This is a genomic window from Streptococcus ratti FA-1 = DSM 20564, from assembly GCF_000286075.1.
Taxonomy (GTDB): Bacteria; Bacillota; Bacilli; order Lactobacillales; family Streptococcaceae; genus Streptococcus; species Streptococcus ratti.
In genome coordinates, this window is sequence record NZ_AJTZ01000005.1 from 527583 (window position 1) to 550658 (window position 23076).

The following is a 23076-nucleotide window of genomic DNA, read 5'->3' on the forward strand; positions in this document are numbered from 1 at the left end:
CACCTTAATTGTTATATATCAAGAAATATGTATTATATAATAAAAAATTTTTTACTTACTTTAAAAAAGCATATACGGGTTGACTTATTTTTAGAATATGATATGATATTAAAGGTTTTGAAAAAAACTGACCTAAGACAGCAGGGGAGCCGTGCTCATAATATTCCTGCCGAGGCACAAAACGTAAATTTAAAAAAACGTATTGTACTTTCGTGTCTGGGTTTGGATGCGATTTTTTCTTGCATCCAGCCAAAAATAAAAACGGAGGTTAAACACTGATGAGTGAAGCAAGTATTGCTAAAAAAGCAGAATTGGTTGATGCTGTCGCTGAGAAAATGAAAGCAGCTGCAAGTATCGTTGTTGTTGACTCACGCGGTCTTACTGTAGAACAAGATACTGTTCTTCGCCGTTCACTTCGCGAAAGCGATATTGAATTTAAAGTGATCAAAAACTCAATCTTGCGCCGTGCAGCCGAAAAAGCTGGTCTTGAAGGACTTGACGATGTCTTTACCGGACCGTCTGCTGTAGCATTTTCAAATGAAGATGTTGTTGCGCCGGCTAAAATCATTAACGATTTTGCTAAAGATGCTGAAGCACTTGAAATCAAAGGCGGTGCAATCGAAGGCGCTGTTTCTTCTAAAGAAGAAATCGTGGCTCTCGCAACACTTCCAAACAGAGAAGGACTTCTTTCTATGCTCTTGTCTGTACTTCAAGCGCCAGTCCGCAACGTTGCATACGCTGTCAAAGCTGTTGCAGAAAGCAAAGAAGACGCTGCCTAAGTCTTCAAACAGCAGCCTGAAGCTGCAAATTATTTTATAAAAACATATTTGGAGGAAACTAACAATGGCATTAAACATTGAAAACATTATTGCTGAAATTAAAGAAGCTTCAATTCTTGAATTGAACGACCTTGTAAAAGCTATCGAAGAAGAATTTGGTGTAACTGCGGCTGCTCCTGTAGCTGCTGCTGGTGCAGCAGGCGGAGAAGAAGCTGCTGCTAAAGATTCATTCGATATCGAATTGACTGCTGGCGGCGACAAGAAAGTTGCTGTTATCAAAGTTGTTCGTGAAATCACAGGTGAAGGTCTTAAAGAAGCTAAAGGTCTTGTTGATAACGCACCATCTGTTCTTAAAGAAGGCGTTGCAGCAGCAGAAGCTGAAGAACTTAAAGCTAAGCTTGAAGAAGCTGGAGCAACTGTTACTCTTAAATAATCATTTAATGATGACAAAAGGGATGGCTTCGCTTGAAGCCCCTTGGAAACACCCCCGCAATGTTTGTGGGGGTGTTTGTCATAGAGAGACACAGTCTTATAAATTTTCTATCATAGCCTTTACTACTAGCAGAGTATTTAAATTTAAAATTCAAACAAAAAGTAACACGTTTGAACTTTACTGGTAAGTATTCTGCTTCTGCTCTACAAGTGAATATGTATAAAAAATCCCCCTATACTGGATATAAGCTGTCAGCAGTAAAAAAGTTTGAAGAAACTAGAAATTTTGAAAAGGATGCGGTATACTTAGTTAAATCGCCCTCTGCGAAGAATAGGGTATCGTCTTTAATGAGGTGGCAAGCTGGAAGGAGTGTTTAGATGACTTTGAAAATTGATGCCTTTGCCCATGTCCTTTTGCCTGAGTTTTATGAAAAAATGCTCATGCTTGATAAGGATTTAGCCAAGAAAATGCCCTTTATTCAAAATTCAGTCCTGACGGATTTGCAGCAGCGCCGAAAGACTATGCCGGCTGATACCAAGCAGATTATCAGCTATGTCAATGCCAATCCTGAAGATTATATGGCCGGTAAAATGGCTGCGCTTCTGGTGAACAAGGCCAATGAAGAGCTGCTTCATACTGTTAGAGAGAATGCGGATGTTTTCGCAGGCGGTGTGGCTATGGTAGCTATGAACAACATTCCGGAGGCTGTGCGTGTGGTGGAGAGCTTTGTCGCGGAGCACCCTGAGATTTCGGGAATCCAGCTCTTTACCCGTCACCTTGGAAAGTCAGTAGCTGATCCTGACTTCAAGCCAGTCTTTGAAGCAGCCGCAAAAGCAGATGTGCCTATCTGGCTGCACCCCGTCTTTGATACTAGAAAACCGGATAATAATATCATTTTCAGCTGGGAGTACGAGCTGACCCAGGCCATGCTGGAAATTGTGCAAGCCGGCTATTTTAAAAAGTTCCCGAATCTTAAGATTCTCGTGCATCACGGTGGTGCTATGGTTCCTTATTTTGCAGGCCGCATTCAGTACATTTTGCCCCAGGATCAGGCAGATGATTTTAAGAAATTTTATGTTGATACGGCTCTTCTGGGTAATCCTAAGGCTCTGGAGCTTTGTCTGGATTACTATGGTGTTGATCATGTGCTTTTCGGAACGGATGCTCCGCTAGGAATCCTGCCAGCCGGGGCTACAGAGGTCATTGCGCATGCTATTGAGTTTCTACCAATCACTAGCCAAGAGCGTCGGCAGATTTTTAGTCAAAATGCGCAGGAGCTGTATCAGTTAGGAGATTGAGATGACAGAAATTTTTAGACTGTTCAAATTAGGATTAGATCCCTCTTTTGAGGCGCAGTATACTCAAGTAGGAAGACAAAATTTCAAACAATCTATGGCCTTGGAAGCCGGAACGTTAGCCATGTTTGGTGCCCATGTCGAAAATAGTCCCCTGCAAAAAATCGTCGTAGAGCGCTATGCCAGTGAGGCAGCCTATCAGGCGCATGTGGCTTCCTCGCATTTTAAATCCTTTGCGGAGATGGCCAAGGCAGCCTTTATCAGTCGTCAGGTGATCAATTTGGAACCTGCCATCTTCTTACAAAAGTCAGAGCCTATGCGAAATTTTGCTGCTGCAGGCTTATCAGTCCGCTTGGCTCAAGTGGAAGTGAGCGACTCCCAGGCTTTTTCTGCTATCGTGCTCCCTGAGATGAGAGCCAGTATGGAAACAGAAGCAGGTGTCCTTGTCATGTACGCTGGTAAAGATACAGCCAATCCCAACATCTGGTATTTCTTTGAGGTCTATCAGAATGAAGCTGCTTATACCAGTCACTGCCAAACACCGCATTTTAAGGACTATATCAACAAGACTCAGGACCTCGTCCTCAATAAAGACTTGCAAGTTCTGACGGGTGAAATGCTGGTGCATCAGTGAGATTTTAAGGCGAAAATCTTGTGTTAGAGTCAAATACATCTGCGATACGGGCGCTTATATTAGTATATAAAAACGGCTAGGACAGTTGATGTTCTAGCCGTTTTTATAGATGGATGACCTTCATTTGTATGATTGCTATTAAAACCAATTTCCAGGTGTTAGTCCTGCTTTTTGGCATCCCTTTGTGTAGTAAAACAGAAAATAGGTTTCAATCAAGAAAAGGCAGGCAGTGGTAATACACAGGACAAGGGTAGAATTCGCTGCAGCTAAAATGCTTGCCATAGCTGCAACAAAGGTAGTTGCTAGTTGTAAGGCGATGTAGTTTTTACTATATATGACATGGGGCTTGTTGTAAATAGTGTTGGAGAGTACAGCGGTCTGAAAGAAAATCAATCCTGTGTAGAGAAAGAGGACGGCAAAAAGATGGTTGGCATTCTGCTCCGTTAAAAAAGTGATAGACACAGCGGTCATGAGAAGACCAATAAAGATAGGATAATGGCTATAAATCAAGAAGAGACCTTGAGTGTCCGTGCTGTCATCAATCGCATGGTCAAACTGACCAAAGTAGTAGAGAAAAAGGAGGGTAATCATAGAGAAAATAAGAACGGATCTAATACCAAAGGTTTCTGGCGTAAAGAAAGGAGCAATACCCATAATCATCTCGCCAAAGGTGATGATGACAAAGAGGGAGATGCGCTCGATTAAGTGGGGAAAATTAATGGACACCAGACTTTGACGTTTTCGATAGACGATAGGCATCAAAAAACTGACCACAATGCCTGTAATAAAAAGTGGATAGCCGACTGCTAAAGGGAAAAGGGCAGCCACAAAGGAAGCAAGCGTGCGCAATCCAGTCATAGTTAGAAAACTAAGAATTAGTGACTTATCCTTATCTGTACTTTCATGTTTAAAATATTGAATCAAATACTGGAGAAATAAGGTCAAGGTCAGGATACCTACAGTCCAGCAAAAGTAATTAAAGTAACCCTGCCAGTCATTGCTGATCATGCTGGAGATCAAAAGAAGCATAGCCATATTGATGACACTGACAATAATGTTGAAAAAGGAATTTTTCCCATAGCGGTTGGTAAAAACTGTTTGGATCATCCAAGTATTAACCAAAATAAGGATAGTAACCAAAAAGGCTGCTATGGCAGAAAAGCTCACAATTCCGTGATGGAGATGATGGATAAGAGCGGTCGTTTTTGAGATGGCGTAAACAAAAACAAGATCGTAAAAGAGTTCTGTAAACTCAACGCGTTTATGATGACTAAGTGAAGACATAAAGTTTGTTCCTTTCAATACAAAAATAGGTATAAAGCGAAAAGCCATGCTGAAGGTTATCTGTTAAAAGATGGATTCAATAGCCTTCAAAAATGCTTTGGCTGCTTGGGATTGCTGGCTGTGTTTCTTCCAAATCAGGGAGAGCTGGATAGGTGGTAAATCGCCTTCTAGCGGTATAAAGGTGAGAGGGCTCTCTTTGTTATCGGTCGCAACCAAATCTGACCAAGTGATGGCAAGACCCATGCCAGCTTCCACCATGAGACTGCCGTTAAAAATAAGATTAAAGGTGGCTGGAATTTGTATTTTATTAGGCAATTTTTGATTGAAGAAGGTCTTAGATTCTGATTGGTTGGGTAAAAGAATTGGATAGGGGGCTAAATCATCCCAGTTAAGACTGCTATGATTGGCTAACTCATGCTTTTTTGGAAGGAGAACTCCCCAGTATTCCTGAGTGGGGAGGAGCAGCTGATCATAGATATTTTTGTCAACTTCCTTTGCAACAATACCAAAATCAAGAATTCCAGCATTGAGCTTTTCCAGAATATCGTCGGCATTGGCACTATTGATATTGAACTGAACACTAGGGTAGGCTGTTTGAACGTCTTTGGCAACAGAAAAGACAGACTTGAGCGAGCGCCCCTCGGCCGCTCCAATCGTCACTGTACCAGATACAGGACCCTTTTCTATGAGGTTGCTGCTCGTCTTATCAACCAATGACAAAATTTCAAGCGCGCGGCTGTAGAGGTAGTGACCGTCCTCTGTCAAAGCAATCTCTCGGCTTCCCCGGTAAAAAAGCTGGGTGCCTAGCTCTTCCTCCAATTCCTTGATCTGCCGAGAAAGGGTTGGCTGGGTCACATGACGCTTTTGAGCTGCTTTGGAAATAGATTTTTCCTCAGCAATGGCCACGAAATACTGTAAAACACGAAGTTCCATAAGATGATTTCCTTTCCTATCTAGTATAACATGAATTTTTACATTATGCCTAGAAAGCATAATATCTATTATTTATAAGTATTTGTAATGAATTGTACAGAGGAGTATACTAGGAAGAAGAAATAAATCGAATCCGCCTGCACTCCTCTGAAAATAGAGTCCTCTTCCTAGAATCTTGCGAGTGTTTGTCAGGGGTGCTCGTTTTTTGGAATGTTTAATGGTGCGATATCTAGTAAAGGAGCTATAAGATGACTGAACAACGTTTTAATCTGACACAAGAATGGGACAAAGTTTTTCCAAAAAGTGATAAGGTTAACCATCAAAAAGCAACCTTCCCCAACCACTTTGGCATTAGCTTGGCCGCTGATTTATATAGTCCTAAGGGAGTAACTGGAAAACTTCCAGCCTTAGCAGTTGCAGGACCTTTTGGGGCTGTCAAGGAGCAGTCATCAGGTCTCTATGCTCAGGAAATGGCAGAGCGTGGTTTTGTGACTTTAGCTTTTGACCCTTCTTATACAGGGGAATCTGGCGGCTTTCCTCGCTATATGCAGTCTCCAGATATCAATACAGAGGACTTCCAAGCAGCAGTTGATTTCCTGTCTAACTTAGATACAGTCAATCCAGATAAAATTGGCATCATCGGTATCTGTGGTTGGGGCGGTATTGCTTTAAATACTGCGGCCATTGATCCACGAATTAAAGTGACCGTTGTTTCAACCATGTATGATATGTCGCGTATCGCTGGCAATGGTTATTTCGATAAAGCAGATAGTGAAGACGCACGCTATCAGCAGCGCGTGCGTCTTGCTAATCAACGAACAGCAGACTTTGCCAAAGGCAGCTATGCTTTGGCTGGCGGTGTAGTTGATCCATTACCAGATGATGCACCGCAGTTTGTTAAGGATTACTATGCTTACTACAAGCAGCCTCGCGGTTACCATGCACGCAGCCTCAACTCTAATGATGGCTGGGCGGTTCAATCCAATACTAGCTTTGCCAATGCACGTTTTCTCTACTATAGCGACGAGATTCGCAATGCTGTTCTCCTTATTCACGGTGATGCCGCCCATTCTTACTATATGGGCAAGGACGCTTTTGCTAAGCTAAAAGGTGACAATAAGAAGATGATTACGGTTAAGGGAGCTAATCACACAGATCTCTATGACCAAAAAGATAAGATTCCATTTGCGGAGATTGAGGTCTTCATCTCCGAGCAGATAGGCAAATAGAAAGAGGTGATTGCTATGGCTAAACATGAAGAAGTGAAAAATAATCCGATCTTTGATTTTGGTGTTGATAACCCTTACGGCGCTAGTTTTACAGGTCAATCTTATTTAGCTATGCTGGCGCAGGCTCCAGATGGTTCAGCGAGCGTTGGCAATGTGACCTTTGAACCAGGTTGCCGTAATAATTGGCATGTGCACTTGGATGGCTATCAAATCCTGCTGGTAACTGGAGGAGAAGGGCTTTATCAAGAAGAAGGAAAATCGGCACGTCATCTAAAGGCAGGTGATGTTGTTGTGACCGATAAAGGGGTTAAACACTGGCATGGGGCAGCCAAGGATGCTTGGTTCAGCCATGTGGCCATTACTGCTGGAGCCAGTGAGTTCTATGAGCCAGTGACAGATCAAGAGTACGAAGAAGCCAATCAATGAAAATGAATATGAAGCTATAGGAGGTTAACGGATATGGCTAAAAAACAAACAGCAGGACGGGAACGGTTAGGAGACTTTGCTCCTAAATTTGCAGAAATCAATGATGATGTCCTCTTTGGGGAGGTCTGGTCACGTGAAGCAGAATTATCACCTAAAATTCGCTCAATTGTAACCGTATCAGCGCTTATTACCGGCGGAAATTGGGAACAGCTCCAGCATCATCTCAAGGCTGCAAAAGCAAATGGTGTGAGCAAAGAAGAAATCTCAGAAATCATTACTCACATTGCCTTTTATGTCGGCTGGCCAAAAGCCTGGTCTGCTTTCGGAATTGCCAAGGAAATTTGGAAAAATCAATAAGTCATTTACTTTAGGCCTGTTTGTCCAGACAAGCCTGAAATCAAGTTCCTGTCAGTGTTTTAAGATGATGCTGAGATATTTGCTTGATTTATTGCTTTCATGTTTGAATATCGTAATATGATATGGTAAAGTATGACTAATAATGTTAAGGAGGGTCTTATGAAGACAACCGTATTTGTTAAAGCCGGTCAAGTGGCCGTTGAAACTATTGATAAACCCCAGATTATTGAGGCGGATGATGCTCTTATCCGTGTGGTGCGCTCCTGTGTGTGCGGATCTGACCTGTGGTCTTACCGCGGTGATGATCAAAAAGAAGCGGGTTCTGGAAATACCGGTCATGAAATTATTGGCATTATTGAAGAAACAGGTTCTGAAGTCAATACAGTTAAGAAGGGTGATTTTGTCATCGCACCTTTCACGCATGGCTGCGGTCATTGTGCTGCCTGCCGTGCTGGCTTTGAAGGCGGCTGCCAAGGTCATGATGCTAACACGAACTTCAGCACTGGTTACCAAGCCGAATACGTCCGCTATGCTCATGCAGATTGGTCCTTGGTGAAGGTTCCCGGACAGCCGAGCGATTACAGTGAAGGGATGATTGCTTCGCTTTTGTCTCTTGCTGATGTTATGCCAACAGGCTATCACGCCGCTCGGGTTGCCAATGTGCAAAAAGGAGACACGGTTGCAGTTGTTGGTGACGGTGCGGTCGGACTCTGTGCGGTCATTGCAGCTAAGATGCGCGGAGCTAAGCGAATTATCATCATGAGCCGCCACAAAGACCGGCAGGAACTGGCTGTAGAATTTGGCGCGACAGATATTGTTGCAGAACGCGGCGAAGAAGGGGTTGCCAAGGTTCTGGAACTGACAAACGGAGACGGTGTAGACGCTGCGCTTGAATGCGTCGGCACACAGCTCTCGACCGAAACGGCGATTAAGATTGCCCGTCCCGGTGCTGTTGTCGGCCGTGTCGGAGTTCCGCATACGGATGACATTAACCCAGGCGATTATTTCATGAGAAATACTATTTTTGCAGGTGGTCCGGCATCTGTAACAACTTATGATAAGAGTATTTTGCTAAAGGCTGTCCTTGATGGTGAAATCAATCCTGGCAAGGTTTTCACGCAAAGCTACAAGCTGGATGATATTGATCAGGCCTACAAGGATATGGAAGCAAGAAGAACAATCAAATCAATGATTGTCATAGATTGATAGTAACTACATAAGAATCAATTGAGAAAACTAACAGAGACTGAAGGCAAATGTTTGCCCAGTCTTTTTTATCTGTCTTAACCTATACCATTGAGCACAAGCTATTTAAATTTTCAAAGATTTTGCTCATTTTTTCCATAATTAATGCTTATAGCCAGCCATAAAAAAATTAGATTATACAAGATGACCGAGAGATGATACTATATCAGAAATATAAAAAGAATAGAGGTTAATTTATGTCTAAATTTACTATACATACCATCGAAACGGCACCTGAGGAAGTCAAAGAAACCCTGCGTACAGTTGAGAAGGATAACGGCGGCTATATTCCTAATCTTATCGGACTCTTGGCCAATGCACCGACAGCACTGGAAACCTATCGCACCGTTGGAGCCATTAACCGCCGTAATTCTCTGACGCCAACAGAGAGGGAGGTTGTTCAGATTACTGCAGCTGTAACTAATGGCTGTGCTTTCTGTGTAGCAGGGCATACTGCGTTTTCGATTAAGCAGATCCAAATGTCACCGGATCTTTTAGAAGCTCTGCGAAACAGTACTCCTATTGACAATGACCCTAAACTGGATACTCTAGCTAAATTCACCATTGCCGTCATTAATACTAAAGGCCGTGTCGGAGATGAAGCCTTTGCCGATTTTTTGGAGGCAGGCTATACACAGGAAAATGCTCTTGATGTTGTCCTAGGTGTCAGCTTGGCATCGCTTTGCAATTATGCCAATAATATGGCGGATACGCCGATTAATCCAGAATTACAGCAATATGCAAAATAGTTTATTATGAGAAAAGGAGGACGAAAATGACTTGTTTTTCCGAAAACTTTATAACTTGGCTGGATGCTAATGCTGATCAGCTCGACAGAGAATCCGGCGATTTGGCTGATCAGCTTCTGGAGCGAATTGCAGAAGAAGGTGTCTTTGGTCTTGCTGTACCTGAAATCTATGGTGGCCAAGGTGGCAGTAAGACAGAAGTCATTGCCTTTTTGTCGGAGCTAGCCCAGCATTCACTGACAGCAGCTTTTATATCATGGGGTCATCGAACCTTTATTGAAAATATTCTTGCTAGTAGCAACGACTCTCTGAAAAAGTCTTGGCTGCCGGATTTATTAACAGGAAAGCTAGCAGCTGGGACGGCTTTATCAAATGCCACTAAATTTTTATCTAATATTGAAGACCTAAATGTCAGCATTATTGAAAAAGAAGGGAAGCATTATCTTAAGGGGCGATTGCCTTGGATAACAAATTTACGTTCTGATAACTTTGCAGCTGTTTTTGCAGCTCAGTTTGAAGACAATAGCAAAGAGCCGATTATTCTGGTAATCCCTTCCGGAGTGTCTGGCCTGTCGCGTTCAGATGATTTGGAGTTTGTAGCCTTACAGGGGTCTAATACGGCAGCTTTAACCTTCAATAATGTTCCTTTAGACGATGCGTGGATACTGTCCGATGACGCCAAAGGTTTTTTGGCTCAGACGCGTCCGGAGTTTTTGGGGTATCAATTCGGTCTAGCTTTTGGCCTAGCAGAGCGTTCGCTGGCCGAAGTGGCACAGAGCTTAAGCAGCAACCGTTCGGTACTTAAAGAAGAGTATGGTGAAACAAGAGCTAAACTAAGTGCTGTGCAGCGTGACCTGTTTAAAGGTTTGGAATCACAAGAGTTTATTCAAACACCTCGTCAGCTTTTTCAGCTGCGCATTGATATTGTAGATATTGTGGCTAATAGTTTGCTGTTAGAGTTACAAGCAAGCGGCGGCCGCGGTTACTTCAAAGATTCGGCTTCTGGTTTTATCCGCCGCTGGAATGAGGGGGCTTTTTTACCAATTGTCTCTCCAAGTGCTGTCCAGCTTCGGCATATTTTGGCAACTGTGTAATCAGACAAAAAAGCAAGACCGAGACAAATGTGTTTCGGTCTTGCTTTTTTTGTAAAAAATTATGGTAGAGCAGGAGCAATAGTACTCATCAGAATATCAGCACTGGTGTTAGGCAGAATTCTTACACGGTTCAAGGACAAAAGCCCATTTTCAGCGCTTGCTAAACCCTCATTGGTTGTCACACCTAGCTTGTATTGATGCTTAGCCAGGCTAAGAGTAGTGTCGCTGTAGCGTCCTGCTGGGTAAGCGATGGCTACAGTGCTTTGATTGAGCTGCTCATCTAAATAAGTTTTTGATTCTGAGAGCTCCTTGGCCTGTGTTTTTTGATCCAATGTTGATAAATCCGGGTGATTAACCGTATGTGACTGAAAAGACATGCCGTTTGCTTTCATTTCCTTCATTTGTTTAACGGTCAGGTTGCCGGCTCTGCCTTCATCGGTAAATGTGGTAATCACATTGTTAGTTGCCTTAGCTTGATATTTCTTTAAAATAGGATAGGCAACAGTATAAAAATCAATCAGGCTGTCATCAAAGGTCAGCCAGATAACTTTTTTGGCGGGCAGAGTATTTTGGCTGAGAACCCGGCAAGCTTCTTCGGGACTCAAAAAATAATAGCCTTCTTCGCTCAAACGCTTGATATGGCTTTCAAAAACAGCGGGTGCAACAATGAGATTGGCATTGGCTGCTTCGTCAGGTGTCATATCATGGATGGCATGATACATCAAAATAGGCAGCTGCACAGGCTCGTTCTGTTTGATCCACTTGACTTTTTTGGCTGCTTTTTGAACTTTATCTTGACTGACAGTGGTCACGGGAATGGCTGTTTTAGTGCTCGTTTTGCTGTTTTGTCGCATGAGTGCCCTTACAAGACCTCCTAAAACTGCAAGGCAGGCAAGAACCAATATTATATTGATAATGGTCAGCTTTTTATTTTTCTTAATCATAAATTATCCTTTCAGCTAATTATAGCATAAAGGAAAGGATAATTAGCTGTAAATTCTGCTGAAAATTTGATATAATGAAAAAAATGTTTTTTGCAAGGAGAAAGAAATGTCGATAAAAATTGGTTTGCTCGGTTTCGGGACAGTAGCAAGCGGAATTCCGTTTTTGTTAAAGGAAAATCAGGAGAAGATCAGTGCTGCGTCAAGAGACCGCTTGGAAATTGCCAAAGTTCTGGTTAAGGATGATGAGGAAAAGAATCGTCTTTTGGCTGCTGGCAATAAGTTTAATTTTGTAACTAATGTTGATGACATTTTATCCGACGAGACGATTGACATTGTTGTTGAGCTGATGGGGCGTATTGAGCCTGCTAAAACCTTTATTACAAAGGCACTTGAAGCTGGTAAAAACGTTGTTTCCGCTAATAAGGATCTAATCGCCACGCACGGCAGGGAACTGATTAAACTGGCTCAAGATAAAGGAGTTGCTTTTTATTATGAAGCGGCTGTTGCCGGCGGGATTCCAATTTTGCGAACCTTAGCTAACTCATTAACTTCTGATAAAGTAACGCGTATTTTAGGTGTGCTTAATGGAACGTCTAACTTTATGATGACTAAGATGGTCGATGAGGGATGGACTTACGAAGCAGCTCTGGCAGAAGCACAGGCACTGGGTTATGCGGAAAGTGATCCGACCAATGATGTTGAAGGGATTGATGCAGCTTACAAGGCTGTCATTTTGAGCCAGTTCGGTTTTGGAATGACCATCGATTTTGACCAAGTAGCCCATCAAGGCATCTCAAACATTACACCAGATGATGTCAGTGTTGCTCAGCAGCTGGGCTATGTGATTAAATTGGTGGGTTCCGTTGAAGAGACTGAGTCAGGTATCTTTGCTGAAGTTTCACCGACTTTCCTGCCAAAATCACATCCGCTTGCCAGTGTTAATGATGTTATGAATGCTGTGTTTGTTGAATCTATCGGCATTGGAGAGTCTATGTATTACGGACCGGGTGCCGGTCAGAAACCCACAGCAACCTCTGTAGTAGCAGATATTATTCGCATTGCCCGCCGGATTAAAGATGGTAATGTCGGCAAACCTTTTAATGAATTTGTCCGCCATACTCGGATTGCCCATCCGGATGACGTTAAAAGCCACTATTATTTCGCTGTTAACACAGCAGATGAAAAAGGGAAAATGCTGCGCCTAGCTGAAATCTTTAATTCAGAAGATATTTCTTTTGAGCAGGTTCTGCAGCAAAAGGCTAATGGTGAAACTGCGCGTGTTGTGATTATCACGCACTCTCTGAGCAAAACACAGTTAGCCAATGTTACTGAAAAGCTGAAGGCTGTAGCCGACTTTGAATTAGTAAATACCTTCAAGGTGTTAGGGGAATAGGATGAGAATTACAGTACCTGCAACATCGGCCAATGTCGGACCGGGTTTTGACTCTGTTGGTGTTGCTCTTTCCAAATATCTTTCTATTGATGTCTTAGAAGCAGCTGATTCCTGGGAGATTAGTCATGATTTGGATAATATTCCAAGCGATGACAGCAATTTGCTGATTGTGACAGCCTTAAAGGTTGCTCCTCATCTTAATCCTCATCGGCTGCGGATGACCAGTAATATTCCTCTTGCAAGAGGGCTAGGCTCATCGAGCTCTGTTATTGTTGCTGGAATCGAGCTGGCCAATCAATTGGCAGACTTACAGCTGACAGCTGATGAAAAGCTCAATATTGCCACTTCCATCGAAGGCCATCCTGATAATGTGGCGCCAGCTATTTTTGGCAATCTTGTTATATCCAGCTATGTTGATGAAAAAGTTAACTATGTTGCTGGTAGCTTTCCCAAATGTTCTTTTGTGACCTTTATTCCTAATTATGAGCTAAAAACCAGCGACAGCCGCGGTGTTCTGCCTGAACAGCTGGATTATAAGGAAGCCGTTGCGGCCAGTTCCATTGCCAATGTAGCTGTTGCAGGGCTTTTGACCGGTGATTTAAAGACTGCCGGGAAAGCCATTGAAAACGATCTTTTCCATGAACGTTTTCGCCAGTCGCTTGTTAAAGAATTTTCAGCCATTAAAGCTATCGGTGAACAAAACGGAGCTTATGCGACTTATCTTTCAGGAGCCGGTCCGACTGTTATTGTTTTGGCAGATCAGGAAAACGAGGAGGCAATCAAAGCAGCTATTGACGGTCTGGCTCTGGATGGAACAAGCTGTATTTTATCTGTTGACACTAAAGGAGTAAGGATTGAAAGAAACTAGACAGGGGCTTTTGTTCGGTTTAGGAGCATATGTGTTATGGGGAGTTATCTCCCTTTTTTGGAAACAATTATCAGGAGTTAACCCCTATGCTATTTTTTCCTACCGTATCCTTTGGACTTTGATAACCATGCTGCTTTATATGTTTTTATCAAGACGTCAAACTGCTTATAAAAAACAGCTAAGTGAGCTATTGGCAGACAAAAAAGCAAGAAGGAACATAATCTTAGCCAGTTTTTTAATTGCTATCAACTGGCTTTCTTATATTTATGCGGTTACTAACCAGCAGGCTACTCAGGCAAGTCTAGGCTATTATGTTATGCCTTTAGTATCTGTGCTTTTGTCGCTGATTTTTTTGCGGGAGCGGCTGGACAGATGGACCGTATGTTCTGTACTGCTGGCTGCCTTTGGAGTTGTTATTCTTATACTTAATACAGGAAGAGCTCCTTTTATAACTTTTCTGCTGGCTTTTTCTTTTGCTTTTTACGGGCTGATTAAGAAAAACATCAAGCTTTCCAGTGATACGGCCATGCTGGTAGAAGCCGCTGTGATAGCACCTTTAGCCTTGGTTTATCTCTTCTTTTTCAGTAATGAAAACCTGTTTGACTACAGTCTTTGGGAAAATATTCTGCTTGCGGCTTCTGGATTTATAACAGCTGTTCCGCTCTTGCTGTTTGCCGAAGGAGTTAAAAGAGCCCCTCTTAATCTAATCGGTTTCATTCAGTATATTAACCCTACCATGCAGCTGTTGATTGCTGTTTTGATTTTTGGCGAAGCCATTACTCTTGGGGAACTGCGCGGCTTTATTTTCATTTGGCTGGCGGTTTTCATTTTTATTACGGGACAAATCTTGATGCTAAGAAAAAGCAGATAAAGTCTGTTAAAGATAATTTTTTATAAATTCTAAAAAGGAGGCGGCCAGCTTTTTATCTCTGGCAATAAATTGGAGAAGTAATGAATTATCAAGAAGCCTTGGCTTGGATAAATGACAATTTAAAATTCGGGATCAAACCAGGTCTGGAGCGGATGGCTTGGATGCTGGAGAAATTAGGTAATCCGCAGAAAAACATTCGCGGTATCCATGTTGTTGGAACTAACGGAAAAGGGTCAACCGTCAATTACCTGCAAAATATTTTCAGCCAAGCAGGTTATGATACCGGTACCTTTACGTCCCCGTATATTACTGATTTTAGGGAGCGCATTTCTGTCAACGGCCAAATGATCAGTAAAGAAGAACTGGTCCATCTGGTTCAGCTTATAAAGCCTGTGGTTGAGCGTTTGCCGCTTGAAACAGATCTTGAAGCAGCAACAGAATTTGAAATTATCACGCTTTTGATGTTTGTTTATTTTGGGCAGGTTCATCTGGTTGATGTGGCCATTATCGAAGCAGGAATGGGAGGTCTGACTGATTCAACCAATGTCTTTAAGGCACAGGCAGTCATCTGCACTTCTATCGGACTGGATCACCAGGCTGTTTTGGGGAATACCCATGCTGAGATTGCTGGGCAAAAGGCCGGCGTTTTAAAAGAAAAGGTACCCTTTATTTTTGCTGAAAAACGCAGTGATGTTAAGGCTGTTTTTTATCAAAAAGCTAAGGAAACTGAAAGCCCCCTTTATCAACTGGGAGAAGAGTTTAAGATTTGGGATAAGGGAGCTGTTTTTGATTTTAGTTATGGCAGCGATAATATTTCTGGTATCCGTCTTGTGATGAAGGGAAGACATCAAAGATCCAATGCCGCTTTAGCTGTTATGACTAGTCTTTTGCTGCAAAAAGAGTTCCCAAAAGTGACAAAACCTGTCATTAAGAATGCTTTGGCAGACAGTCGTTGGGCGGGCAGGACGGAGTTTATCAGAGAGAATCTCATGATTGACGGTGCCCACAACAATGAAAGTGTAGCTGTATTGACTGACCTTTTACAAGAGCAGTATGCTGACAGAAAAGTCCATGTGCTTTTTGCTGCTATTGCCGGCAAACCAGTTGAAACAATGCTTGCGCGGCTGAGTCAATTTGCAGATGTGACAGTGACAGTTTTTCCTTACCCTAAGGCGCTTGCTTTGGAAGATTATCCTTCCAAATATGAACAGGTGCCTGATTTTTCAGTCTGGCTGAAAAGACTTGAAAAAGCTGAGCAAGAGGATCTTTATGTTATCACAGGATCGCTTTATTTTATTTCACAGGTCAGAAAAGAGCTTTTGAAAAATAAAGAAATAAGCTATAATAGAATGTATTAAAAAATGAGTGAGAAGGTAAATGTCAGATCAAAAAAAGATTGAAGAGGCTGTTTATCAGCTTTTAGAAGCACTTGGCGAAAATCCTGAACGCGAAGGGCTTTTAGACACACCAAAGCGCGTTGCCAGAATGTATCAGGAAATGTTTTCCGGACTGAATGAGGACCCTAAGGATCAATTTACAGCCGTTTTTTCTGAAGAGCATGACGAAGTTGTTTTAGTTAAAGATATTCCCTTTTATTCCATGTGCGAACACCATCTGGTGCCTTTTTACGGAAGGGCTCATGTTGCCTATATGCCCAGCGGTGGCCGGGTAACAGGGCTCAGTAAACTGGCGCGTGCAGTGGAAGTAGCCAGCAGACGGCCGCAGCTGCAGGAGCGCTTGACAGCTCAGGTAGCCGATGCGCTTGAAAAAGCTTTAAATCCTAAAGGTGTCTTTGTTATGATTGAGGCAGAGCACATGTGCATGACCATGCGGGGGATTAAAAAGCCTGGCAGCAAAACTGTGACCAGTGCAGCCAGAGGCCTTTACCGCTCTGATAAAGAAGTTCGGCAGGAAATTATTTCGATGATTCACAATTAAGGAGATAATATGAAAATCGGCAAGCATGAATTAGCAGATCGAGCAGTCATTATGGGGATTCTCAATGTCACCCCAGATTCTTTTTCAGACGGGGGTCAATATGTTTCTGTCGGTCAGGCTCTAAAACAAACAGAAGAAATGCTGGCGGCAGGTGCCAAAATTATTGATGTCGGCGGTGAATCCACTCGCCCAGGAGCCGTTTTTGTTTCCGCTGAGGATGAAATAAAACGGACTGTACCGATTATAAAAGCGATCAAAGAGCGGTTTGACTGTCTCGTCAGTATTGATACTTACAAGACAGAAACAGCCCAGGCAGCGCTTGAAGCGGGTGCCGATATTCTAAACGATGTCTGGTCAGGGCTTTATGACGGCCGCATGTTTGACTTGGCAGCGCAGAAAGATGTTCCAATCATTCTTATGCACAATCAAACAGAAGAAGTCTACAGTCATGTAACACAGGATGTCAGCCGTTTTCTGCTGGAACGTGCAGCATTAGCTCAAAAAGCCGGTGTCAAAAAAGAAAATATTTGGCTGGATCCTGGTTTTGGCTTTGCTAAAAATATTGAACAAAATTTAGAATTGCTAAAAGGGCTGGATCAGATTACAAGTCTTGGTTACCCTGTTTTATTTGGTATTTCCAGAAAGCGTATTGTGGACAGTATGCTTGGCGGCAATACCAAACCGCAGGAACGCGACATGGCAACAGCCGCTCTGTCTGCCTACGCTATTGGTAAGGGCTGTCAGATTGTCAGAGTTCACAATGTACCAGCCAATAAGGATATTGTCAAGGTCACAAGCCAGTTGATGTGAGGGGTTATGGATAAGATTATTTTAAAAGGCTGCCGTTTTTACGCTTATCACGGTGCTTTTTCTGAGGAACAGACATTGGGACAGATCTTTGTCATAGATGCTGAATTAACCGCGGATTTAAAGGCTGCGTCAGAAACGGATAATCTGGAAGATACGGTTCACTACGGCAAAATTTTTGAGGTCATCAAAAATCGCGTTGAAAACAGCCGTTATGCTTTAATTGAAAAGCTGGCAGGCGCTGTCTGCCAAGATATTTTTGAGTGTTTTTCAGCTATTTTAGCTGTTACAATCCGAATCACTAAGGAAAATCCGCCTATTGCCGGCCATTATGATGCTGTCGGTGTTGAACTAAAGCGAGAACGCCCATGACAGCTGTTTATTTGGGCTTAGGCAGCAATATTGAAAATAGGGAAGCTTATTTAGAGAAAGCCTTGGCCAGTCTGGCTGAGCTTCCTCAAACACAGCTCGTTGATCAGTCAGCGGTTTATGAAACTGCGGCTTGGGGCAAAACAGATCAGGCTGATTTTTTAAATGTAGTCTGTCAGCTAGAAACTGATTTATCACCGCAGGAGCTGCTGCAAAGCTGTCAGAGCATTGAAGGGCAGCTGGGCCGCATCCGCCATGAGCACTGGGGCCCAAGAACAATTGACATCGATATTCTCTTTTATGGCTATCAGATTATTGACGAAGAAGATCTGCAAGTGCCTCATCCCTACCTTCAGGACCGCGCTTTTGTGCTGGTGCCGCTGAATGATCTTGCTAGGAGCTTTATCCACCCGCTGCTGAAGCAATCGATTGCTGACTTACTACAAAGAGTAGATAAGTCAGGGGTGAACCCCCTCAAGTACTGATTCGCTGCTATCGGATTTTTCTCTTCATATTTAGCTTTTTTAGCTTTTCTGAAGGGAGCGGAGAATGATGCCTTAAAAATCATGTCTTCTGTCGTCAAAGTAAATAAAATTTGATATAATAAAGTCGGTTTAACTACCGATTTTTTTAGTATTGAATTGAATAGTATAGAATTGAGATTATCATGTTAAAAGAAATGAAAACAAGTTTAGAAGGTATTGATATCCGCTTTAATGAACCTCTGAAAAAATATACCTATACCAAGGTTGGCGGTCCGGCTGATTTTCTTGCCTTTCCGCGCAATCGCTATGAATTGGCAAGAATCGTTAAGTTTGCCAATAAGCACGATCTGCCCTGGATGGTTTTAGGCAATGCCAGCAACTTAATCGTCCGTGACGGCGGAATCCGAGGGTTTGTTATTATGTTTGACAAGCTCAATAGTGTTACGGTTGACGGCTATGTTATTGAAGCAGAAGCAGGCTCTAATTTAATTGAAACAACCAAGGTTGCTCAATACCACAGTCTGACAGGTTTTGAGTTTGCCTGCGGTATTCCGGGCAGTATCGGAGGAGCCGTCTTTATGAATGCGGGAGCCTACGGAGGCGAGATTTCCCATATTTTAATTTCTGCACAAGTTTTGACCAGAGATGGGGAAATTAAGACAGTTGAAGCACGTGATATGCGCTTTGGCTACCGCCGCTCGGCCTTTCAGGATAATAAAGAAGTAGTGATTTCAGCCAAATTTTCTCTCAAACCCGGCGACTACACCGTTATCAGTCAGGAAATGCAGCGTCTCAATCATCTGAGAGCTTTGAAACAGCCCTTGGAACATCCATCCTGCGGCTCTGTTTTCAAGCGCCCTATGGGGCATTTTGCTGGTCAGCTCATCATGGAAGCCAATCTCATGGGACATCGGATTGGCGGTGTGGAAGTCAGCAAGAAACATGCCGGATTCATGGTTAATATTGACAATGGTTCTGCTAAAAATTATGAAGATTTAATTGCGGATGTCATCCGCAGAGTTAAAGAAAATTCTGGGGTCACTTTGGAACCGGAAGTTCGCATCATTGGTGAAAAAGAAATACAAGCGGAGGACGCATAAGCATTGACTAACCCAATCATTGCCTTTAAAAATGTTTCCAAAGTCTTTGAGGACAACGGGACAGTTGTTTTAAAGAATATTAATTTTGAACTGGAAGAAGGGAAATTTTATACTCTTCTGGGTGCCTCAGGATCTGGAAAATCAACCATTTTGAACCTTATTGCCGGTTTATTGGAAGCCAGCAGCGGTGATATTTTTCTTGACGGCAAAAGAATCAATGATCTGCCTATCAACAAACGTGATGTCCATACGGTTTTCCAGTCTTATGCTCTCTTTCCTCATATGACTGTTTTTGAAAATGTCGCTTTTCCGCTCAAACTGCAAAAAATAGCTAAAAAAGAAATCGAAAGCCGGGTAGCAGAAGTCCTGAAAATGGTCCGTTTGGCTGGTTTTGAAAAACGTTCAATTCAAAAATTATCAGGAGGCCAGAGGCAGCGCGTGGCTATTGCGCGTGCTATTATTAATCAGCCCAAGGTCGTTTTGCTGGATGAACCTCTGTCAGCTCTGGATTTAAAGCTGCGGACCGAAATGCAGTATGAACTGCGGGAATTGCAGCAAAGACTGGGAATCACCTTTGTTTTTGTTACCCATGATCAAGAAGAAGCTCTGGCTATGAGCGATTGGATCTTTGTCATGAATGACGGGGAAATTGTTCAGTCTGGCACCCCAGTTGATATTTACGATGAGCCCATCAATCATTTTGTAGCAACTTTCATTGGTGAGTCCAACATTTTGTCGGCAACGATGATTGAGGACTACTTAGTAGAATTTAATGGCAAGCGGTTTGAAGCCGTTGACGGCGGTATGCGACCCAATGAACCTGTTGAAGTTGTTATTCGTCCGGAAGATTTGCAAATCACGCTGCCTGATGAAGGCAAGCTTCAGGTTAAAGTAGAGACTCAGCTTTTTCGCGGAGTGCACTATGAGATTATTGCTTATGACGATCTGGGCAATGAGTGGATGATTCATTCGACCCGCAAGGCTATTGAAGGTGAAATTATCGGACTTGATTTTAGACCTGAAGACATTCACATTATGCGCCTTAATGAGACAGAGGAAGAATTTGATGCTCGGATCGAAGAATATGCGGAAACCGAAGAACACGAAGACGGCCTGATAAATGCTATAGAGGAGGAGCGCCATGAAGAAAAAGCTTAATGCATTTTCTCTTCCCTATCTTCTTTGGATAGGCCTTTTTGTTTTGGCACCGGTTGCCCTGATTCTTTATAAGTCTTTTTTTGATATTGAAGGGCATCTGACACTGGGTAACTATCAGACTTTTTTTGCCAGCTGGACTTATCTGAGGATGAGTTTTAATTCCATTTTGTATGCTGGCATTATCACACTGGTGACACTGCTGATTGCTTATCCGACAGCTTTGATTCTGACACGGCTCAAGCAAAAGCAGCTCTGGCTGATGCTGGTGATTTTGCCGACTTGGGTCAATCTCCTGCTTAAGGCTTATGCTTTTATGGGAATTTTTGGCCGCCAAGGCGGTGTTAACAATTTTCTGCAGTTTATGGGGCTTGCGCCCAAGCAGATTCTTTTTACGGATTTTTCTTTTATCTTTGTGGCAGCCTATATTGAAATCCCCTTTATGATTCTGCCGATTTTTAATGCTCTGACTGACATTGATCCCAATTTAATCCATGCCAGCCGTGATTTAGGAGCGACAGATTTGCAAACCTTCACCAAGGTTATTTTTCCTTTATCTTTAAACGGGGTCAGAAGCGGTGTTCAGTCTGTTTTTATTCCCAGTCTCAGCTTGTTTATGCTGACGCGTCTGATAGGCGGCAATCGCGTCATTACACTGGGGACTGCTATTGAACAGCACTTTTTGACAACGCAAAACTGGGGGATGGGATCAACTATCGGCGTCGTTTTAATTGTTACCATGCTTCTCATCATGTGGGTGACAAAGGAGAGAAATAAATGAAAAAAATAGCCAATCTTTATTTAATTCTGGTCTTTTTAATCCTGTATATCCCTATTTTTTATTTGATTTTTTATTCCTTTAATCAAGCTGGGGATATGAGTCGTTTTACTGGCTTTACTCTGGAACATTATGAGAGCATGTTTGGTGACAAACGGCTGATGCTGATTTTGGTCCAAACCTTTCTTATCGCCTTTTTAAGTTCTTTATTGGCAACCATTATTGGAACTTTTGGAGCTATTTTTATTTACCAAACCAAAAGAAAGGCTCAGAATGCTATCCTGTCAGTCAACAATGTTCTGATGGTTGCTCCTGATGTCATGATTGGAGCTTCTTTTTTAATTCTGTTTACATTTATCGGCTTTAAATTAGGAATGCTTTCTGTACTTCTCAGTCATATTGCCTTTTCTATTCCTATCGTTGTTCTGATGGTACTGCCGAGACTGAAAGAAATGAATGCTGACATGATCAATGCCGCTTATGATTTAGGTGCCAGTCATTTTCAGATGTTAAAGGAGGTCATGCTGCCTTATTTGACACCTAGTATCATTGCCGGCTATTTTATGGCCTTTACTTATTCTTTGGATGATTTCGCTGTTACGTTTTTTGTTACTGGGAATGGTTTTTCGACGCTTTCGGTAGAGATTTACTCTAGAGCCCGTCAAGGTATTTCATTGGAAATTAATGCCCTGTCTGCTGTAGTCTTTCTCTTTAGTATTTTGCTTGTGATTGGTTATTATTTTATTTCCCAGGATAAGGAGGACAGACATGCATAAACTTTACTCTTTTATAGGGGGCGTTTTAGCTATTGTTCTTATTTTGGCTGGTCTGGTTTTTTACATGGGCAGGCAGGCAAGCGGCGGGAGCAAAACTGATAAACTGGTCATCTATAATTGGGGTGACTATATCGATCCTGAGCTTTTGACCAAATTCACCAAAGAGACTGGCATTCAGGTTCAGTATGAGACTTTTGATTCGAACGAAGCCATGTACACCAAAATTAAACAAGGGGGAACAATTTACGATATCGCCGTTCCCAGCGACTATATGATTAGTAAAATGAAAGCTGAGCGGCTTTTAGTAAAACTTGATCAGTCTCAAATCAAAGGCTGGAATAATCTTGACAGACAGTTTCTAGGCAAGAGCTTTGATCCGTCAAATGCATACTCCATTCCCTATTTTTGGGGAACAGTAGGCATTGTTTATAACAGCAAAATGCTAAACAAGGTTCCTAAACACTGGAATGATCTTTGGAATAAAGATTATGTCAACAGCATTATGCTGGTTGATGGCGCCCGCGAGGTAATCGGTTTTGGACTTAATAGCCTTGGTTACAGTTTAAATACGAAAAATGCAGCAGAATTAAAAAAAGCTGAAAATAGGCTGAACCAGCTAACTCCAAACATCAAGGCTATTGTCGGTGATGAAATGAAAGGGTACCTAATCAGAGGCGATGCTGCTCTGGGTGTTACTTTTTCCGGCGAGGCCAGTGAAATGCTGGATGCTAATAAGGATTTATGTTATATCGTTCCCAGCGAAGGCTCTAATCTCTGGTTTGATAATCTAGTGATTCCTAAAACGGTAAAGCATAAAAAAGAGGCCTATGCTTTTATCAATTTTATGCTAAAACCTCAAAATGCGGCTCAAAATGCCAGCTATATCGGCTATGCGACACCAAATGCCAAGGCTAAGGAGCTGCTGCCAGCAGAGATTAAAAATAATAAAGCCTTTTACCCCGATTCTAAAACGGTCAGCCGTCTAGAAGTCTATGACAATCTTGGTAAAAAATGGCTGGGTGTTTATAATGATCTCTATATGCAGTTTAAAATGTACCGTAAATAGCGGTAGGAGTGGGAAAGGTTCCAAAATTTTAAATTTTTGGCTTCCTTCTTCTCCATTCATAGGTGGTTAGC

Annotated in this window: 26 protein-coding genes and 1 other annotated feature; of the genes, 23 read left to right on the forward strand and 3 right to left on the reverse strand. The window is 42.5% G+C overall.

The window, feature by feature from the left end; translation table 11 throughout:
- Positions 1–113: 113 nt before the first annotated feature.
- Positions 114–247, forward strand: a sequence feature (ribosomal protein L10 leader region).
- A 31-nt stretch (positions 248–278) separates the two neighbouring features.
- The 4 genes from rplJ to SRA_RS04575 all read left to right on the forward strand — a co-directional run bounded on the left by rplJ (position 279) and on the right by SRA_RS04575 (position 3141).
- A complete protein-coding gene (gene rplJ, locus SRA_RS04560) occupies positions 279–779 on the forward strand; it encodes a 50S ribosomal protein L10 (RefSeq protein ID WP_003088157.1) in 501 nt (166 codons plus the stop codon).
- A 64-nt stretch (positions 780–843) separates the two neighbouring features.
- Entirely contained in the window at positions 844–1212 is a 369-nt protein-coding gene (rplL, locus tag SRA_RS04565) for a 50S ribosomal protein L7/L12 (RefSeq protein WP_002262825.1), read from the forward strand.
- A 377-nt stretch (positions 1213–1589) separates the two neighbouring features.
- Entirely contained in the window at positions 1590–2510 is a 921-nt protein-coding gene (locus tag SRA_RS04570) for an amidohydrolase family protein (protein ID WP_003088159.1), read from the forward strand.
- A gap of 1 nt (position 2511) precedes the next feature.
- Complete coding sequence (locus tag SRA_RS04575; RefSeq protein ID WP_003088162.1) at positions 2512–3141, forward strand: putative quinol monooxygenase; 630 nt, start codon at positions 2512–2514, stop codon at positions 3139–3141.
- Positions 3142–3279: 138 nt separating this feature from the next.
- Here SRA_RS04575 and SRA_RS04580 read toward each other — a convergent pair whose 3' ends face one another.
- Positions 3280–4425, reverse strand: a complete 1146-nt coding sequence (locus tag SRA_RS04580) for a low temperature requirement protein A (protein ID WP_003088163.1) — start codon at positions 4423–4425, stop codon at positions 3280–3282.
- 63 nt (positions 4426–4488) lie between these two features.
- A complete protein-coding gene (locus tag SRA_RS04585; RefSeq protein ID WP_003088164.1) occupies positions 4489–5358 on the reverse strand; it encodes a LysR family transcriptional regulator in 870 nt (289 codons plus the stop codon).
- 248 nt (positions 5359–5606) lie between these two features.
- On the opposite strand from SRA_RS04585, the gene SRA_RS04590 reads away from it, so the two are divergent.
- The 6 genes from SRA_RS04590 (at position 5607) to SRA_RS04615 (ending at position 10455) form a co-directional block, all read left to right on the forward strand.
- Positions 5607–6587, forward strand: a complete 981-nt coding sequence (locus tag SRA_RS04590) for an alpha/beta hydrolase (RefSeq protein ID WP_003088165.1) — start codon at positions 5607–5609, stop codon at positions 6585–6587.
- Positions 6588–6602: 15 nt separating this feature from the next.
- Positions 6603–7013, forward strand: coding sequence for a cupin domain-containing protein (locus tag SRA_RS04595; protein ID WP_003088167.1), 411 nt, complete (start codon positions 6603–6605; stop codon positions 7011–7013).
- A 33-nt stretch (positions 7014–7046) separates the two neighbouring features.
- On the forward strand, positions 7047–7370 hold the full coding sequence (locus SRA_RS04600) for a carboxymuconolactone decarboxylase family protein (RefSeq protein WP_003088168.1): 324 nt from the start codon (positions 7047–7049) through the stop codon (positions 7368–7370).
- 159 nt (positions 7371–7529) lie between these two features.
- Positions 7530–8576: a zinc-dependent alcohol dehydrogenase family protein gene (locus tag SRA_RS04605; protein ID WP_003088169.1), complete on the forward strand. Its 1047-nt coding sequence runs from the start codon at positions 7530–7532 to the stop codon at positions 8574–8576.
- 236 nt (positions 8577–8812) lie between these two features.
- On the forward strand, positions 8813–9364 hold the full coding sequence (locus tag SRA_RS04610; protein WP_003088173.1) for a carboxymuconolactone decarboxylase family protein: 552 nt from the start codon (positions 8813–8815) through the stop codon (positions 9362–9364).
- Positions 9365–9390: 26 nt separating this feature from the next.
- Positions 9391–10455, forward strand: coding sequence for an acyl-CoA dehydrogenase family protein (locus SRA_RS04615; RefSeq protein ID WP_003088174.1), 1065 nt, complete (start codon positions 9391–9393; stop codon positions 10453–10455).
- Between the two features lie 59 nt (positions 10456–10514).
- On the opposite strand, the gene SRA_RS04620 is transcribed toward SRA_RS04615, so the two are convergent.
- Positions 10515–11399, reverse strand: a complete 885-nt coding sequence (locus SRA_RS04620; RefSeq protein WP_003088175.1) for a polysaccharide deacetylase family protein — start codon at positions 11397–11399, stop codon at positions 10515–10517.
- Positions 11400–11505: 106 nt separating this feature from the next.
- Between SRA_RS04620 and SRA_RS04625 the strand changes: the two genes are divergently transcribed.
- The 13 genes from SRA_RS04625 (at position 11506) to SRA_RS04685 (ending at position 23005) form a co-directional block, all read left to right on the forward strand.
- Positions 11506–12792, forward strand: a complete 1287-nt coding sequence (locus SRA_RS04625; RefSeq protein WP_003088176.1) for a homoserine dehydrogenase — start codon at positions 11506–11508, stop codon at positions 12790–12792.
- Position 12793: 1 nt separating this feature from the next.
- A complete protein-coding gene (thrB, locus tag SRA_RS04630) occupies positions 12794–13660 on the forward strand; it encodes a homoserine kinase (protein ID WP_003088177.1) in 867 nt (288 codons plus the stop codon).
- Positions 13647–14531, forward strand: a complete 885-nt coding sequence (gene rarD, locus SRA_RS04635) for an EamA family transporter RarD (protein WP_003088178.1) — start codon at positions 13647–13649, stop codon at positions 14529–14531. The genes thrB and rarD overlap by 14 nt, the downstream gene beginning before the upstream one ends.
- Before the next feature lie 80 nt (positions 14532–14611).
- Positions 14612–15889: a bifunctional folylpolyglutamate synthase/dihydrofolate synthase gene (locus tag SRA_RS04640; protein WP_003088179.1), complete on the forward strand. Its 1278-nt coding sequence runs from the start codon at positions 14612–14614 to the stop codon at positions 15887–15889.
- 19 nt (positions 15890–15908) lie between these two features.
- Positions 15909–16469, forward strand: coding sequence for a GTP cyclohydrolase I FolE (gene folE, locus SRA_RS04645; RefSeq protein ID WP_003088180.1), 561 nt, complete (start codon positions 15909–15911; stop codon positions 16467–16469).
- A gap of 9 nt (positions 16470–16478) precedes the next feature.
- A complete protein-coding gene (folP, locus tag SRA_RS04650) occupies positions 16479–17279 on the forward strand; it encodes a dihydropteroate synthase (protein ID WP_003088182.1) in 801 nt (266 codons plus the stop codon).
- Between the two features lie 6 nt (positions 17280–17285).
- Positions 17286–17648 carry a dihydroneopterin aldolase gene (gene folB, locus SRA_RS04655; RefSeq protein WP_003088184.1) on the forward strand — a complete coding sequence of 121 codons (363 nt, stop codon included), beginning with the start codon at positions 17286–17288 and terminating at the stop codon, positions 17646–17648.
- The gene (gene folK / locus SRA_RS04660) at positions 17645–18130 is read left to right on the forward strand and encodes a 2-amino-4-hydroxy-6-hydroxymethyldihydropteridine diphosphokinase (RefSeq protein WP_003088186.1); all 486 of its coding nucleotides are present in this window, start codon (positions 17645–17647) and stop codon (positions 18128–18130) included. The genes folB and folK overlap by 4 nt, the downstream gene beginning before the upstream one ends.
- 179 nt (positions 18131–18309) lie before the next feature.
- Positions 18310–19230, forward strand: coding sequence for a UDP-N-acetylmuramate dehydrogenase (murB, locus tag SRA_RS04665; RefSeq protein ID WP_126417931.1), 921 nt, complete (start codon positions 18310–18312; stop codon positions 19228–19230).
- 3 nt (positions 19231–19233) lie between these two features.
- The gene (locus SRA_RS04670; protein ID WP_003088190.1) at positions 19234–20388 is read left to right on the forward strand and encodes an ABC transporter ATP-binding protein; all 1155 of its coding nucleotides are present in this window, start codon (positions 19234–19236) and stop codon (positions 20386–20388) included.
- Complete coding sequence (locus SRA_RS04675; RefSeq protein ID WP_003088193.1) at positions 20372–21166, forward strand: ABC transporter permease; 795 nt, start codon at positions 20372–20374, stop codon at positions 21164–21166. Before SRA_RS04670 ends, SRA_RS04675 begins: the two co-directional genes overlap by 17 nt.
- Positions 21163–21939 carry an ABC transporter permease gene (locus tag SRA_RS04680; protein WP_003088196.1) on the forward strand — a complete coding sequence of 259 codons (777 nt, stop codon included), beginning with the start codon at positions 21163–21165 and terminating at the stop codon, positions 21937–21939. Before SRA_RS04675 ends, SRA_RS04680 begins: the two co-directional genes overlap by 4 nt.
- Entirely contained in the window at positions 21932–23005 is a 1074-nt protein-coding gene (locus SRA_RS04685; protein ID WP_003088199.1) for an ABC transporter substrate-binding protein, read from the forward strand. The genes SRA_RS04680 and SRA_RS04685 overlap by 8 nt, the downstream gene beginning before the upstream one ends.
- Positions 23006–23076 lie beyond the last annotated feature (71 nt).

Coding starts and splice junctions, on each gene's coding strand:
- SRA_RS04595 (WP_003088167.1), top strand. CDS start 6,603: ATGGCTAAACATGAAGAAGTGAAAAATAATCCGATCTTTGATTTTGGT.
- SRA_RS04600 (WP_003088168.1), top strand. CDS start 7,047: ATGGCTAAAAAACAAACAGCAGGACGGGAACGGTTAGGAGACTTTGCT.
- SRA_RS04570 (WP_003088159.1), top strand. CDS start 1,590: ATGACTTTGAAAATTGATGCCTTTGCCCATGTCCTTTTGCCTGAGTTT.
- rplJ (WP_003088157.1), top strand. CDS start 279: ATGAGTGAAGCAAGTATTGCTAAAAAAGCAGAATTGGTTGATGCTGTC.
- SRA_RS04580 (WP_003088163.1), bottom strand. CDS start 4,425: ATGTCTTCACTTAGTCATCATAAACGCGTTGAGTTTACAGAACTCTTT.
- SRA_RS04610 (WP_003088173.1), top strand. CDS start 8,813: ATGTCTAAATTTACTATACATACCATCGAAACGGCACCTGAGGAAGTC.
- rplL (WP_002262825.1), top strand. CDS start 844: ATGGCATTAAACATTGAAAACATTATTGCTGAAATTAAAGAAGCTTCA.
- folP (WP_003088182.1), top strand. CDS start 16,479: ATGAAAATCGGCAAGCATGAATTAGCAGATCGAGCAGTCATTATGGGG.
- SRA_RS04685 (WP_003088199.1), top strand. CDS start 21,932: ATGCATAAACTTTACTCTTTTATAGGGGGCGTTTTAGCTATTGTTCTT.
- SRA_RS04590 (WP_003088165.1), top strand. CDS start 5,607: ATGACTGAACAACGTTTTAATCTGACACAAGAATGGGACAAAGTTTTT.
- SRA_RS04640 (WP_003088179.1), top strand. CDS start 14,612: ATGAATTATCAAGAAGCCTTGGCTTGGATAAATGACAATTTAAAATTC.
- SRA_RS04575 (WP_003088162.1), top strand. CDS start 2,512: ATGACAGAAATTTTTAGACTGTTCAAATTAGGATTAGATCCCTCTTTT.
- folK (WP_003088186.1), top strand. CDS start 17,645: ATGACAGCTGTTTATTTGGGCTTAGGCAGCAATATTGAAAATAGGGAA.
- SRA_RS04675 (WP_003088193.1), top strand. CDS start 20,372: ATGAAGAAAAAGCTTAATGCATTTTCTCTTCCCTATCTTCTTTGGATA.
- SRA_RS04615 (WP_003088174.1), top strand. CDS start 9,391: ATGACTTGTTTTTCCGAAAACTTTATAACTTGGCTGGATGCTAATGCT.
- folB (WP_003088184.1), top strand. CDS start 17,286: ATGGATAAGATTATTTTAAAAGGCTGCCGTTTTTACGCTTATCACGGT.
- thrB (WP_003088177.1), top strand. CDS start 12,794: ATGAGAATTACAGTACCTGCAACATCGGCCAATGTCGGACCGGGTTTT.
- SRA_RS04585 (WP_003088164.1), bottom strand. CDS start 5,358: ATGGAACTTCGTGTTTTACAGTATTTCGTGGCCATTGCTGAGGAAAAA.
- SRA_RS04680 (WP_003088196.1), top strand. CDS start 21,163: ATGAAAAAAATAGCCAATCTTTATTTAATTCTGGTCTTTTTAATCCTG.
- SRA_RS04620 (WP_003088175.1), bottom strand. CDS start 11,399: ATGATTAAGAAAAATAAAAAGCTGACCATTATCAATATAATATTGGTT.
- SRA_RS04625 (WP_003088176.1), top strand. CDS start 11,506: ATGTCGATAAAAATTGGTTTGCTCGGTTTCGGGACAGTAGCAAGCGGA.
- SRA_RS04605 (WP_003088169.1), top strand. CDS start 7,530: ATGAAGACAACCGTATTTGTTAAAGCCGGTCAAGTGGCCGTTGAAACT.
- folE (WP_003088180.1), top strand. CDS start 15,909: ATGTCAGATCAAAAAAAGATTGAAGAGGCTGTTTATCAGCTTTTAGAA.